Origin of the sequence: Mesorhizobium sp. M00.F.Ca.ET.216.01.1.1, assembly GCF_004010325.2 — a bacterium.
Classification (GTDB): domain Bacteria; phylum Pseudomonadota; class Alphaproteobacteria; order Rhizobiales; family Rhizobiaceae; genus Mesorhizobium.
Genome location: NZ_SADR02000004.1, coordinates 98,695 through 111,683, shown reverse-complemented (window position 1 = coordinate 111,683; position 12,989 = coordinate 98,695). Strand labels below are relative to the sequence as shown.

The following is a 12,989-nucleotide window of genomic DNA, read 5'->3' as shown; positions in this document are numbered from 1 at the left end:
CTCCTCATCTGCCGAGGCCTTCAGGCCAATTCGGCGAACAGGCTATTGTAGCCTGTCTTCGTGATTCGTACCTGGATAATGTCACCGATTTCGCCGGCCTTTTCATCAACAATAACCGGTTGCAGCCACGGCGAGCGACCAACCTTCTGGCCAGCCTGGCGGCCCGGCTTCTCGATCAGCGTATCGATGGTGCTGCCGACCAGGCTCGCGCCGAAATCCTGCTGCTGCTTCAGCAACAGGGCCTGCAGCCGCTGCAGGCGCTCGTCCTTGGCGGCTTCCGGCACCTGATCGGTCATCTCGGCGCCCGGCGTGCCGGGACGCGGCGAATATTTGAACGAGAAGGCCGAGGCATAGTTTACCTGCCGGATCAGCTGCATCGTCGCCTCGAAATCCGCTTCCGTCTCGCCGGGGAAGCCGACGATGAAGTCGCCCGAGAGCGCGATGTCGCTCCGCGCGGCGCGGATACGCTCGATCAATGTCAAATAATCCCTTGCCGTATGCCTGCGGTTCATCGCCTTGAGAATGCGGTCGGAGCCGGATTGCACAGGCAAATGCAGATAGGGCATCAGCGCTCCCAGGTCACGGTGCGCGGCGATCAACTCGTCGTCCATGTCGCGCGGATGGCTGGTGGTGTAGCGCAGCCGCGCCAGCCCGGGAATCTCGGCCAGCCGGGTGAGCAGGCGACCAAGGCCCCATTCCTCGGTCTCACCCCCCTTGGTCTCGCCCTTGCCATGCCAGGCGTTGACGTTCTGGCCCAGCAGCGTCACCTCGCGCACGCCGGCATCCGCCAGGCGCTCGGCTTCGGCGACTATCTGCGCCACCGGCCGCGAAACTTCCGAGCCGCGCGTATAGGGCACGACGCAGAAGGTGCAGAACTTGTCGCAGCCTTCCTGCACGGTCAGGAACGCGGTCACGCCGCGCTTGATGAGCTCGGCGCGCTTCGGCTGCGGCAGATGCTCGAACTTGTCCTCGATGGCGTAGTCGGTCTCGACGATCTTCTCGCCGCCGCGCACCCTTGCCAGGACGTCGGGCAGCCGGTGATAGGTCTGCGGGCCGATGACCAGATCGACGGCCGGCGAGCGGCGGATGATCTCCGCCCCTTCGGCCTGCGCCACGCAACCGGCGACGCCGATCAGCATTTCGCGGCCGGCTTCGGCTCGTTCGGCCTTCATCTCGCGGATGCGGCCGAGCTCGGAATAGACCTTCTCCGCCGCTTTTTCGCGGATATGGCAGGTATTGAGCAGCACCAGATCGGCCTCGCCGATGGCATCGGTCGCCACATAGCCATCCGCGGCCAGCGCATCGGTCATACGCTGTGAATCGTAGACGTTCATCTGGCAGCCATAGGTCTTGACGAAGACCTTCTTGGCTGCGGCGGACGGCACAGCGGCGTTTTCGGCCGCAATGTCGATGTCGTCGCGCTCTATCGTATTCAGTTCCATCTGGCGGCTTCTAACGCCTTTCGATGACAAAAAACAGGGCGTTTTTATCGGCTCGGGCGCGGATCGGCGAGCGCCGTTCGCACCATCTCGCGCACCTGGGTTTCCATCAATCTTGCCGTTTCCTTGCGGTTCGAGCCCTTGGAGAAGGCAATCGGCTCGCCGAAGTGCACCTCGACATCGAGGGCGCCGTCCGCCAGCAAGACCTTGAGATGCGGCATCAAATCCTCGTCGCCGATCCAGGCAGCAATCGGCCGGTGCCGGCGGCCGAGCGGCACGCCATGCAGGCGGGTATAGACGATCGCCACTGGCTGGATGAACACTTGCTCCGCCGCCCCTTCGGAGATCGCCATCGAGGCGGCGCCGAACAGCGTGCTCTTGAACGGCAGGATCATGTTGCCGTCACCCGTCGAGCCCTCAGCAAACAGCACCATGGCGTCGCCCTTGGCCATCCGGCTGGCGATCTCACTCGCCTGGTGGCCCGACGAGCGCTTGCGCTCGCGCTCGATGAAGACGGTGCGCTGCAGCTTCGACAGCATGCCGATCAGCGGCCAGTTTGCCATATCGGCACGGGCGATGAACGTCACGTCGACCATGGAGCCCAGCACCATAATGTCGGTCCAGGAGACATGATTGGATGCAACCAGCAATGGCCGCTCGCTGGACAGCGTTCCCTTGACGTGGATGCGCATGCCCAGCGCCCTGACGATAAGCCGATGCCAGAGCTTGAGGATGAACGTCTCGGGCCAGAGTCTGGTCTTCATCGACAGTATCTGCAGCGGCACAAGGACCAGCGAGCCGACGGCAACGAAGCCCAGCGCCAGGAAAGTCCTGATTTTTCCGATCATCGCTGCACCCCGAGTTTGGCTAGCGGAGATCGCGGCGCATGACGAGCGCGCCGGTCGGGCCGTGTTCCGGCGATCTGTAGTAGTTGGCGCGCTTGCCGACTTCGCGGAAGCCGAGCCGCCGGTAGAGCGCGATCGCGGCGACATTGGTCTCGTCGACCTCGAGGAAAAGTGCTTCAGCGCGCTGCGCGTGCAGCTCGCGCAAGACAGCATCCATCAATTGCCAGCCGAGCCCCTGACGGCGATGTGAACGCGCCACCGCGACGGTCAGGATCTCGCCTTCCCCTGCCGCCAGGCGCGCCAGCACGAAGCCGACCGGGGGCTTGGCGCCCTGTCCGGTCTCGCGCGCGGCAAAACCGAAAACCGTGTCCTGCTCAAGCAGTGCGGCAAATTCGCCGTCGGTCCACGGCCGCACGAAATCCTCGCGATGCAGCGTCGAAATGGCCGGACTGTCGGCAATCGTCAGCGGCTCGAGCGCGTAGTCCCTGCGGCGCGGCTTGAGGAAGGGAATGCGCATCAGGACTTGTTTTCCTTCGGACCATGATCTTTACCGGAAACCAGTTCCCGCTTTGCGGGATCATGGTCTTGCCTCGATAGGATAAAGCCCGCCTGCGGCTTTGCGTCGGCGCTGCGCAGGTAGAGCGGCTTCGGCTTTTCGCCGGCGCCCTTGGTGGCGGCCAGCCGGGCGTAGACGGCGATGTCGGCGGTGGCCGTTGTCGGGCCGATGTCGAAGGCGCGCCCGGCCGACGCGGCGATTTGCATGGCCGCGGTGCCGGCAATGACGGCAGAGATGTCCGCAGCCATGGCGGCGGCCTCAGAAAGCGTGGTCACGGCCGGACCATAAATCAACACCGAGGTTTCATCGTAAAGTGCGGCATGGATCTCCTCGCGGCCGGCGTCGAGCGCGGCCAGCACGGCGCGGCCGGGAAATGTTGCTGTCGCCCCTGCCGCCAGCGCTTCCAGCGTCGTCACCCCGATCGCCGGGATTTTTAACGCCAGCGCCAGTCCACGCGCCGCCGAGACGCCGACGCGCAGACCAGTGAAGGAGCCCGGACCGGTGGAGACAGCAATGGCGCCGAGGCCGGCATAGTCGGTTGCACCGGCTTTCAAGGCCCCATCGATGACGGCCATCAGATGCTCGGCATGGCCTTTGCCGAGATCGAGCACCGAGCGGCCAAGCTCTTTCCCGGCCGCCGTGTCATAGACGCAAGCGGCGCAGAGATTGGCGACACAGTCGATGGCGAGCAACTTCATGAGGCGGCCGGTTGGAGCACAGGGTTCGAGAAACAGTTCCCTGTGCCTGCCACGGCTCGTCGCCGCAAGAGGATAATGCATAAATTGTCAGGCGGCTTTGCTTCGACTTGGTCGCAACACCCTGATTTTTTGAAGCAACTTGCCGGAGGCGTCGCCTGAAGCACGTCACGTTCAAAGGGATTCATGCGGCGCGCTTCAAGCCTCTGTCTTTGTGCATGTCGTGTCCCAAAACCGCTGCGCACTTCTGGGCGACATGCATTATCTAACCTGTTCGATGCGCAGCATGTGATTGTCCCAGACATAGTCCGGCTCGGAACGTGTCGCGCCACCCGCCTCGACGATTTCGCCGGCACCCGTCGTCACCATGAAGCTGGTTCCGTCGGGCGCCACGCCGCAGACCTCGACCAGCGCCTTGGTGGTGACGACGCGGCCGCTGGCCGCGTCGATCACGGCAAGCGAATTGCCCTCCGGCGAGGACACGGCGATGGTGCCGGCGGCGGGGTTGGCGGCGACCGAGCCGATATAGTTCCTGAAGCCGGAGAGCACATCCTGCGGCATATCAAGCAGGTACAGATCCTTGCCGCGCGCGGCGCGGCCGACCAGCAGCGGACGATCGCTGCCCGGCCCTCGGTACTGGCAGCCGAACCAGACCGTGCCGGATCGATCGGCGTCCATGTGACGGATCGACAGCTGGTGCAGCGCCGGCGGCAATTCATGCTTTTCGATGAGATCGCCAGTAAGGCGGTCGACCAGCACGTAGGACGGCTTCATCGTCGCGATGTTGAGCTCGGCGCGGCCGAAATCCGGATGCGTCTCGATGCCGCCATTGGCTACGGCAATCGTCCTGTTGTCGGAGAGCAACAGAAGCTCGTGCGGACCCGTGCCGTAGGTCGGGAATTCGCCGACCCGGTTGAACTTGGCGCGCGCGTCATAGATGCCGACGACGCCGGCGGCATTGTCGAAATCGTTCTCGGTGGCATAGAGCAGCGCACCGTCGGCCGAAAACACGCCATGGCCGAAGAAATGCCGGCCGGTGATGCTGGCGATGGCCAGCGGCTCATCGCGGCCGGTGTGGTCGAAGACGACGGCGAAGGTGCCGGGCTGCCTGGCGAAGACCACCGAGCGCCTTGATACCGGATCGAAGGTGACGTCGTGGCCGCGATCAGGCAGATCGATCGCGTGCAGCAGCTTGCCGGCCTCGGACAGGATGGCAGCGCCATAGCTGCCGTCGCGCTTGACGAAAGCGGTGGCAAAGACAGCGTCGGCATCAAGCGTCTTCGCCCAGGCAGACGGCGCCATTGCCGCCAGGAAGCCGGCCCCGGCAGCCCGGAGGAAATGGCGACGGTCGATCAGCGGCGTGCGCATGATTAGTCGCCGTCCAATGACGAAAAGCCGGCGCTCAGGCCGAATTCGGCCGTCAGCCTGGTGCCGATCAGGGTCGTCAGGCTGGACGTCACCAACGAGAAATAGTCGAGCTTCTGGCGCAGCGCCGGATCGGCAAGCGCCTTGTCGATCGGGCCTCTGATGGCCTTGGCGGCTTCAGCTCCGTTGGCGAACTGGATGTGGGCCGACTCCGCCATCCAGCGCGCATCGGGCGACAGCGCATCGCCAAGTTGCGAGGCCTGGAACAGCGCATCCATGCCGGAAAGGTTCCCGGTCAGCGAGCGCGCCGTGTTTTGCGAACGCCAATAGATCGCCTGCTTCGGCTTGTCCGCCCCAGGGCTGGCGCCCAGGAATCCCTTCAGGCGCACGTCGCGGACCATTTCCAACTCGTTGATCAAAACACCCACCAGTTCGGTCACTGCTTCGGTGCCGTCGCGGTAGAGCGCGTTCTGCGGCCCAGGATTGGCCCAGAGCGCGGCAAACCCGCCGGGCTTGTTCCAGGCGTCGCTGACATCGGCGGCAATCGCCTCAACATTGCCGGCGATGGCTGCGCCATAGGCGCAGCGATAGGGATCATCCTTGCCGGCCAGCGTTTCGGCACCATCGCCATAAAGCACGAATTCCAGTGCACCGAGGCCTTGCATGGCGACGCTTTTTCCCGCCAGCTGGACGGGATTGGCGGCGGCCGGATCCTTGTTGGCCAGCGCCGCCTGCACCTGTTTCAGGCCGATGCTCTTGCGGTCCGGCCAGAACAGCATGCGCTCCAGCCGGTTTTCCTCGGCGATCGGCCCGAAGCGGATGATTTCGGCGACCGACCAGGCATCCACTGTGGCGGAGAATTCGGCACGCGCCGCATCGAGATCCTCTTGCGAGGGGGATTGGCAAAGCGCGTGCATTGCCTCGGTCAAGCTGTCGGCATGATCATGCAGCCTGGCATAGGCCGGGCGGACAAAGCCGTCGATCGCACGCTGGATCACGTCCGAGGCCTTCACCACCGCGGATGCCGGCAACGCAGCGGCGAGGACCAGCGGCAGGGCGAGCGCAAATGCAGAACGCTTCGGCATCAAAGCGACTCCAGAAACTTGACCAGCGCGTCGCGATCGGCCGCGTCGGCGGCGGCGAAGCGGTCGCGCGCCTTCTGTCCCTCGCCGCCATGCCACAGGATCGCCTCGGTCAGGGTGCGCGCCCGCCCGTCATGCAGGAAGAAGGTGTTGCCGTTGACGGTCTGGGTAAGACCGACGCCCCACAGCGGCTGCGTGCGCCATTCGTTGCCGGTGGCCTCGCCCACGGCTTGTCCATCGGATAGGTCTGGCCCCATGTCGTGCAGCAGGAAGTCGGAATAGGGCCAGATCAGCTGGAAGGCCTGCGCCTTGTTGGGCGTGCCGCGGCGGGTGACGAATTTCGGGGTGTGGCAGGAAATGCAGCCCATGTCGTAAAATAGCTTCTTGCCGGCAAGCACGTCCGGCTTGTCGAGGTCGCGCCGTGCCGGCACGGCAAGGTTTTGCGAATAGAAGGTGACAAGGTCCATGACCGGCGGCGGCGCCTCGACCGGGCCAAGCCGCTGCTGCACGCCGTTAGGCATGGCAAGGCATGTCTTTTCGACCGCGGAGCAATCCCCCCAATGTTTCGGCACCTCCGGTGTCGAGATGCCGATGTCGCCGGCGAAAGCGTCGGCCGCCTGCTCGCGGATCGACGGTGTCTGCGCCTTCCAGCCCAGGCGGCCAAGCGTCAGATCGCCGCTCTGGCCGTCGCGCACGATGTTCGGCCTGCCGGAAATGCCGTCGCCATCACGGTCGTCCGGATCGGCATGGGCGAGGATGTCGGCCGGTGCGATCTGCTCGACAAGGCCGAGGCCGATCATCGGCGGCGTCATGCGCGGCGAAAGTGTGGTGTGCGGATCGAGTGGTCCGTAAGCAAGGTTATCGACCGAATAGCTGGGTTTGCGCAGCGAAACCACGGTGCCGTCGCCGAGCGTTACCTTCTGCTCCTGATAGTCGACATGCATCCGGCCTTCGCCCTGCAGGCCGGGAACGGCCAGATCCTGCAGCTGCGAGCCGTAGACCGGATCGGGGAAATTGAGCGCCTTGTGCTCGGCGATCGCGGCCTTTTCTTCCTCGGTGCTCGCCTGCCGCGCCAACCGCAGGAACATCGAGGTGGTGCCGGTGTCGCCTTGCGGCGGATGGCCGCGACCGTCCTTCAAATGGCAATTTTGGCAGGCCCGCTCGTTGAACAGCGGACCAAGCCCGTCCGATGCTTGCGTCGAGGATGGCGCCGACACCCAGTTCTTGCGGAAAATGGCATTGCCGAGCTTGAAGGTGCTCTCTTCCTCGAAGGTGATGTTGGCCGAGGATTGCGAGAAGGAGTCGTGGTTGACGTCCTTCTTCGAGGTGCCTGCGCCGCCCTGCATCAGCTCGAATTGCTCGGGCTTGGAAAAATCGCTGGTCGGCCGGGTGACGGCGATGACGCGTGCCAGATCCTTCGGCGTCAGATCGGTGCGGCTGGTGGCAAGGCCCGCCGGCTCCGGCGTACCGGCCAGCGACGAGGCCGCAAGCGCGACCAAGGCGGCAAGTGAAACGCCGCGAAGCGGCAATCTCCGTCGCGGCTGTTCGTCTGACGGCAGGCCGTGCTTCTCGGCCCGCCGCGCGCGGCGCAAGAAATCTAAGAGGCGCCGCATTCCCGCATATCCTTTATTCCGTCTCGTTGGCCGATGCCGCGTTGAGCTGGCCATACTTTTCCTCGCCGATCGAGGCCAGCAGGTCGAGTTGCGTTTCGAGGAAGTCGATGTGACCTTCCTCGTCAGACAGCAGATCCTCGAACAGTTTCATCGTCACGTAGTCGCCTGCTTCTTCGCAAATCTCGCGCGAACGCTTGTAGGCGGTGCGCGCGTCGTATTCGCCTGCAAGATCGGATTCGAGCACTTCCTTCACATTCTGACCGATGCGCAGCGGCGCCACCGACTGCAGGTTCGGATGCCCCTCAAGGAAGATGATGCGGGCCACGAGCCGGTCGGCGTGGTGCATTTCCTCGATCGATTCCGCGCGTTCCTTCTTTGCCAGCTTGGCGTATCCCCAGTCCTCCAGCAGCCGGAAATGCACCCAGTATTGATTGACCGCTCCGAGCTCCAGAAACAGCGCCTCGTTAAGCCGCTCGATGATCTGCGTTTCGCCTTTCATGGGTTCTGCTCCCGTATTGGACGCGCAGGCCTCTGACGCGATCCAGGTGTGAAACGATGTCCACGCCGCTCGCCTCCGAACGGTCATGATAATTTTCGGTGACCCGAATGATCGTTTCCACCACATTTGGGAAGCAGCCGCAACAGCGACCGCGTTTCTGCATGGCATGATAGACTTTGGCCGGCACGATGAGTTGCCAGGGATCCTCATCCAGCAGCCCGACGATCGTCTGCTCTATCTCCTTCTCGGTGATGATGTTGCAATGGCAGATCAGCATTCATTTGCTCTGGCTGGCGGCGCTTTCTCGGTGCCGCGTGGCTGGTACTTGGCTGGGCTGGCGCCTTACTGGAACACCTTGTCGGGTGAATCGAGACTGTCTGAGCCCTCGAAGGCGATGGCATTGAGCTTCAGCGAACCGACGGCGCGTTCAATCGACTTGGTCTGGTCAATCAGCGCGTCGATCGCCGCCTGCACGGTGGCATTGCCTTCAGTATTGCCCTCGGCGATCTGCTGGTCATAGGCCTCGCCGGCAAGCGCCCGCGCCTTGATGGCTTCCATCCTGGCGACAGTGACGGCCAGCTTGTCCGACAGCTCCTTGTCGGCTGCCGGATCGGCTTCTTTCACCATATCCGCCACCGAAGGCCCTTCGACGACGGTGCCGTCGAGGCGCGTGTAGCTGCCATGGTAGGCGGCGCGGATGCCGACGGCATCATAGAGATGCGAGTTGTGGGTGTTGTCGGAGAAGCAGTCGTGCTCCTCTTCCGGGTCGTGCAGCAGCAGGCCGAGCTTCATGCGCTCGCCGGCGAGTTCGCCATAGGACAGCGAGCCCATGCCGGTGAAGATGGTCGAGATGCCGGTTTTCGGCTCGCCGTCGACAAGGTTCTCGCGGGCGGCGCCGCCTTCCTTCCAGTCGTTGACCATGTCCTTGAGATCGGAAACCAGCAGGTCGCTCGCCGACTTCAGGTACTGCGCGCGCCTGTCGCAATTGCCGCCGGTGCAATTGGCTAGGTCGTAGTCGGTATAGGGCCGCTCGCCGGCGCCCGGGCCGGTGCCATGCAGGTCCTGGCCCCAGAGCAGGAATTCGATGGCGTGATAGCCGGTCGCCACATTGGCCTCGATGCCGCCGGCCTCCTGCAGCGTGCCGGAGAGGAACTCAGGCGCCAGGTTCGAGGCGTCGACCTTCTTGCCGTTGATCTCGATCGACTTGTTGGCAATCACATTGGCCGTGTAGAGCGCATTTGCGTCCGACTCGGTGCCGTAGCCCTTGGCGACATAGTCGATCAGGCCTTCGTCCAGCGGCCAGGAGTTCACCTTGCCCTCCCAGTCGTCGACGATGGCGTTGCCGAAGCGGTAGACCTCGGTCTGCTGATAAGGAACGCGCGATGCCTTCCAGGCTTCGCGGGCGGCATTCAACGTTTCCGCCGACGGCTTGGCGAGCAGCGCATCGACAGCCTTGTCGAGCGCCTCAGCGGTGATCAGCGAATCCTCGTATTTGGCGAGCGCGATGTCGGAATAGGTCTTGATGACCGCCTTGGCATCGGTTTCCGCCTTGGCTGGCAGCACGAACACCGCCGCCGTCAGCGCCGCCGTCGCGCCGATCGCCGCCAGCCTGCCACCATATCGTGCCGTGATCATCGCTCTCATGACTGTCGTCTCCTCGGGAATTCAGTGAAATGCCGGCGCCGAAGGCGCGGCAACAGGCGATCGGCGCCGCGGCAGGCACCTGCCATCGGGCAAAAAACAGACCGCGCCATCGCACGGTTCGCGGAAGAAAGACACCGAAATGCCTCCAATCGAAAGGGTTCAAGGCCCAGACATCAAAGGGATGCGCTTGACGCGCGAGCCTCCATAAAGCGATGAAGGCGCCGGAAGTCAACTGGCGTCGGAGAGAAAATTCAATTGAAACAACAGTTTAGAATTATTCTAAACTGCGACTGTCAACTTTTAAGCGGCGCTACCGCCAAACGTCACGATTGACAGGCGGCCGTCCCGGGTGCGACCCGGACCGGCGTTCTTGCGGCGGCGGTAGACAATCGCCACTTGGCGAGACGTCCTAGATTTGATTGAGGAATTGGGCTGCGATGAAGAACGGGGTGGTCATTGTCGGTGCGGGTCACGCGGGCGTGCAAGCGGCCGCCAGCCTGCGCGAAGAGGGCTATGACGGGCCGGTCATCCTGGTCGGCGACGAGAATGAACTGCCCTACCACAAGCCACCGCTGTCGAAGACCTTCATCAAGGATCAGGAGGCAAAACCACAGCCGCTGCGCGGCGAGGCCTTTTATACGGGCAGCGCCATCGACTATCGGCCGGGCATCAGGATCGACGCCATCGATACCGGCGGCCGCAGGCTGGAGATCGCCGGCGGCGGCGTGCTGCCCTTCGACCGGCTTATCCTGGCGACCGGTTCGCGGCCGCGCATTCTGCCACTGCCGGGTTCCGACCTTCCGGGCGTGGTGTCGCTGCGCTCGCTCGCCGATGCGCGCCTGATCCGGGAACTGAGCACGCAAAGCGAAGACGTCGTCATCCTCGGCGGCGGCTTCATCGGGCTGGAGATCGCCGCAACGCTCACGGCGGCCGGGCGCAAAGTCACCGTGGTCGAGGCGGTCGACCGGCTGCTCGGCCGGGCGGTGGCACCGGTCATCGCCAGCCATGTGCGGCAGCGGCTGGAAGCAATCGGCGTGCGCATCCTGACCGGCACCACCATTGCGCGGCTTGAGGGCGAGAACGGCCATGTCTCGGCTGCGGTAACCTTGAGCGGCGAGCGGCTGCCGGCGCAGATGGTCATCATCGGCATCGGAGTGGTGCCGAATGTCGAACTGGCTGCGACCGCGGGCATCACCATCGCCAACGGCATTCGCGTCGACCAGCAAATGCGCACGTCGGTTCCGGAAATCCTCGCCATCGGCGACGCTGCCTCCTACCGGCACTGGCTCACCGGCGGCGACGTGCGGCTGGAATCGGTGCAGAATGCCACCGACCAGGCGCGGCTTGCCGCGCGCACGGTCGTTGATCATGCGGATATCTATTCGGCGGTGCCATGGTTCTGGTCCGACATCGGCGACATGAAGCTGCAGATGGTCGGCCTGACCTCGGGCGGCGACAGCCATGTCGCGTTGGGCGACCTGACCGAGAACAAATTCTCGATCTACCACTACGCTGGAAACCGGCTGCTCGGCATCGAATCGGTCAACCGGCCCGGCGACCATATGCTTGGCCGCAAGATGCTCGGCGCCGGCTTTTCGCCGACGCCGCAGACTGTCGCGACGGGACCCGACGGATTGAAAGCGGCGCTCGCCGCCTTCCAGCAAGAAGAGCCTGCCCGGGCCGCGGAATAGAGTATGTGCATGACCCGGAAAATCGGGTTTCGATTTTCGCTGGGATCATGCGGAAAATCAAAGTTTTACAGCGTCCTTTGCGCGTCCCAAAGGACGCAGCGCTGTGAGGCCACTCAGCCGGCGCGGACCTCGCGGATCGAGCTTTCCAGAATGTCGAGCGCTTCGTTCATGACGCCGTCCTGGATGGTGATCGGCGCCAGGAAGCGGATGACGTTGCCATAGACGCCGCAAGTGAGCAGGATCAGCCCCTTGTCGAGTGCCTTGAGCCGGACCGCATTGGCGATTTCCGCCGACGGCAAGCCCTTCTTGATATCGTTGAATTCGACCGCGTTCATGAAGCCGGGGCCGCGGATGTCGACGATCTCGGGTGCTTCGTCGCGGATCAACTGCAGCCGCTGCTTCAGCCGTGCGCCGAGCGTGTTGGCGCGGTCGCAAAGCTTTTCCTCGTCGATCACGTCGAGCACCGCATGCGCCGCGGCAACGCCGATCGGGCTGCCGCCATAGGTGCCGCCAAGCCCGCCAGGGTTCGGCGCATCCATGATCTCGGCGCGCCCGGTGACCGCGGCCAGCGGAAAGCCGCCGGCCAGGCTCTTGGCCATCGTGGTGATGTCCGCGGCGACCTCGTGATGATCCATGGCGAACATCTTTCCGGTGCGGGCAAAGCCGGTCTGCACCTCGTCAGCGATCAGCAGCATGCCGTGTTGGTCGCAGATCTTGCGCAGCACGGTCATGAAGTCGCGCGGCGCCTCGTAGAAGCCGCCCTCGCCCTGCACCGGCTCGACGATGATGGCGGCGACACGGGCCGGATCGACATCGGCCTTGAACAGCCGGTCGAGCGCAGCCAGCGAATCGGCGACGGAAACACCGTGCAGCGCGACAGGGAACGGCGCGTGGAAGACATCGGCCGGCATGGCGCCGAAGCCGACCTTGTAAGGCACTACCTTGCCGGTCAGCGCCATGCCCATGAAGGTGCGGCCGTGGAAGCCGCCGGAGAAGGCGATGACCGCTGGGCGGCCGGTGGCGTTGCGGGCGATCTTGACGGCATTCTCCACCGCCTCGGCGCCGGTGGTGACGAAAATCGTCTTCTTGTCGAACTTGCCGGGCAGCATGCCGTTAAGCCGTTCGGCCAGCCGCACGTAGCTCTCGTAGGGCACCACCTGGTGGCAGGTGTGGGTGAAGCGATCGAGCTGCGCCTTGACGGCCTCGATCACCTTCGGATGGCGGTGGCCGGTGTTGACGACAGCGATGCCGGAAGAGAAGTCGATGTAGCGGCGGCCTTCGACGTCCCAGATCTCCGAATTCTCGGCGCGGTCGGCATAGATTTGCGTGGTCATGCCGACGCCGCGCGAAATCGACTGGTTCTTGCGTTCGGAAATGGCTGAATTCTTCATTTCGTCCCTCTCCGGGCGGGCGCCCGTTCTCGTTCTGGTGGCTACCAGGAAATCTTCTGATCTTATTTCATGTTTTCCTCAAGTCGGCACCGTCGTCGGGCGATTGGGCCTGCCCTCCAGCGTTGCCTTAACCAATCGGCCGATACGTTCGAGACCCGTTCCCTTTTCC

The 12,989-nt window shown here is 63.9% G+C and carries 12 protein-coding genes; 1 reads left to right on the top strand and 11 read right to left on the bottom strand.

Features of this window, described 5'->3' with window-relative positions; translation table 11 throughout:
- Positions 1-20: 20 nt before the first annotated feature.
- The 10 genes from miaB to EN859_RS07270 all read right to left on the bottom strand — a co-directional run bounded on the left by miaB (position 21) and on the right by EN859_RS07270 (position 9,729).
- Positions 21-1,442, bottom strand: a complete 1,422-nt coding sequence (gene miaB, locus EN859_RS07315; RefSeq protein ID WP_127852783.1) for a tRNA (N6-isopentenyl adenosine(37)-C2)-methylthiotransferase MiaB — start codon at positions 1,440-1,442, stop codon at positions 21-23.
- 44 nt (positions 1,443-1,486) lie between these two features.
- A complete protein-coding gene (locus EN859_RS07310; RefSeq protein ID WP_127852784.1) occupies positions 1,487-2,287 on the bottom strand; it encodes a 1-acyl-sn-glycerol-3-phosphate acyltransferase in 801 nt (266 codons plus the stop codon).
- Positions 2,288-2,306: 19 nt separating this feature from the next.
- Positions 2,307-2,801, bottom strand: a complete 495-nt coding sequence (gene rimI, locus EN859_RS07305; protein WP_127852785.1) for a ribosomal protein S18-alanine N-acetyltransferase — start codon at positions 2,799-2,801, stop codon at positions 2,307-2,309.
- Positions 2,801-3,538, bottom strand: coding sequence for a tRNA (adenosine(37)-N6)-threonylcarbamoyltransferase complex dimerization subunit type 1 TsaB (tsaB, locus tag EN859_RS07300; RefSeq protein WP_127852786.1), 738 nt, complete (start codon positions 3,536-3,538; stop codon positions 2,801-2,803). The genes rimI and tsaB overlap by 1 nt, the downstream gene beginning before the upstream one ends.
- Positions 3,539-3,796: 258 nt before the next feature.
- Complete coding sequence (locus tag EN859_RS07295) at positions 3,797-4,903, bottom strand: DUF1513 domain-containing protein (RefSeq protein ID WP_127852787.1); 1,107 nt, start codon at positions 4,901-4,903, stop codon at positions 3,797-3,799.
- A gap of 2 nt (positions 4,904-4,905) precedes the next feature.
- The gene (locus EN859_RS07290) at positions 4,906-5,985 is read right to left on the bottom strand and encodes an imelysin family protein (protein ID WP_127852788.1); all 1,080 of its coding nucleotides are present in this window, start codon (positions 5,983-5,985) and stop codon (positions 4,906-4,908) included.
- Positions 5,985-7,595 carry a di-heme oxidoredictase family protein gene (locus tag EN859_RS07285; RefSeq protein WP_127852789.1) on the bottom strand — a complete coding sequence of 537 codons (1,611 nt, stop codon included), beginning with the start codon at positions 7,593-7,595 and terminating at the stop codon, positions 5,985-5,987. Before EN859_RS07285 ends, EN859_RS07290 begins: the two co-directional genes overlap by 1 nt.
- A 13-nt stretch (positions 7,596-7,608) precedes the next feature.
- The gene (gene bfr, locus EN859_RS07280) at positions 7,609-8,094 is read right to left on the bottom strand and encodes a bacterioferritin (protein ID WP_127852790.1); all 486 of its coding nucleotides are present in this window, start codon (positions 8,092-8,094) and stop codon (positions 7,609-7,611) included.
- Positions 8,060-8,371, bottom strand: a complete 312-nt coding sequence (locus EN859_RS07275) for a (2Fe-2S)-binding protein (RefSeq protein ID WP_127852791.1) — start codon at positions 8,369-8,371, stop codon at positions 8,060-8,062. Before EN859_RS07275 ends, bfr begins: the two co-directional genes overlap by 35 nt.
- 65 nt (positions 8,372-8,436) lie before the next feature.
- Complete coding sequence (locus tag EN859_RS07270; protein ID WP_189501764.1) at positions 8,437-9,729, bottom strand: imelysin family protein; 1,293 nt, start codon at positions 9,727-9,729, stop codon at positions 8,437-8,439.
- A 446-nt stretch (positions 9,730-10,175) separates the two neighbouring features.
- Here EN859_RS07270 and EN859_RS07265 point away from each other — a divergent pair, with 446 nt between their 5' ends.
- Positions 10,176-11,429: an FAD-dependent oxidoreductase gene (locus tag EN859_RS07265; RefSeq protein ID WP_127852792.1), complete on the top strand. Its 1,254-nt coding sequence runs from the start codon at positions 10,176-10,178 to the stop codon at positions 11,427-11,429.
- A 113-nt stretch (positions 11,430-11,542) separates the two neighbouring features.
- Here EN859_RS07265 and EN859_RS07260 read toward each other — a convergent pair whose 3' ends face one another.
- Entirely contained in the window at positions 11,543-12,820 is a 1,278-nt protein-coding gene (locus tag EN859_RS07260; RefSeq protein ID WP_127852793.1) for a 4-aminobutyrate--2-oxoglutarate transaminase, read from the bottom strand.
- Positions 12,821-12,989 lie beyond the last annotated feature (169 nt).

Excerpts from the sequence above, each read along its gene's own strand:
- EN859_RS07290 (WP_127852788.1), bottom strand. The coding sequence starts at position 5,985 with ATGCCGAAGCGTTCTGCATTTGCGCTCGCCCTGCCGCTGGTCCTCGCC.
- EN859_RS07270 (WP_189501764.1), bottom strand. The coding sequence starts at position 9,729 with ATGATCACGGCACGATATGGTGGCAGGCTGGCGGCGATCGGCGCGACG.
- EN859_RS07265 (WP_127852792.1), top strand. The coding sequence starts at position 10,176 with ATGAAGAACGGGGTGGTCATTGTCGGTGCGGGTCACGCGGGCGTGCAA.
- tsaB (WP_127852786.1), bottom strand. The coding sequence starts at position 3,538 with ATGAAGTTGCTCGCCATCGACTGTGTCGCCAATCTCTGCGCCGCTTGC.
- EN859_RS07310 (WP_127852784.1), bottom strand. The coding sequence starts at position 2,287 with ATGATCGGAAAAATCAGGACTTTCCTGGCGCTGGGCTTCGTTGCCGTC.
- EN859_RS07295 (WP_127852787.1), bottom strand. The coding sequence starts at position 4,903 with ATGCGCACGCCGCTGATCGACCGTCGCCATTTCCTCCGGGCTGCCGGG.
- bfr (WP_127852790.1), bottom strand. The coding sequence starts at position 8,094 with ATGAAAGGCGAAACGCAGATCATCGAGCGGCTTAACGAGGCGCTGTTT.
- EN859_RS07275 (WP_127852791.1), bottom strand. The coding sequence starts at position 8,371 with ATGCTGATCTGCCATTGCAACATCATCACCGAGAAGGAGATAGAGCAG.
- EN859_RS07285 (WP_127852789.1), bottom strand. The coding sequence starts at position 7,595 with ATGCGGCGCCTCTTAGATTTCTTGCGCCGCGCGCGGCGGGCCGAGAAG.
- miaB (WP_127852783.1), bottom strand. The coding sequence starts at position 1,442 with ATGGAACTGAATACGATAGAGCGCGACGACATCGACATTGCGGCCGAA.
- rimI (WP_127852785.1), bottom strand. The coding sequence starts at position 2,801 with ATGCGCATTCCCTTCCTCAAGCCGCGCCGCAGGGACTACGCGCTCGAG.
- EN859_RS07260 (WP_127852793.1), bottom strand. The coding sequence starts at position 12,820 with ATGAAGAATTCAGCCATTTCCGAACGCAAGAACCAGTCGATTTCGCGC.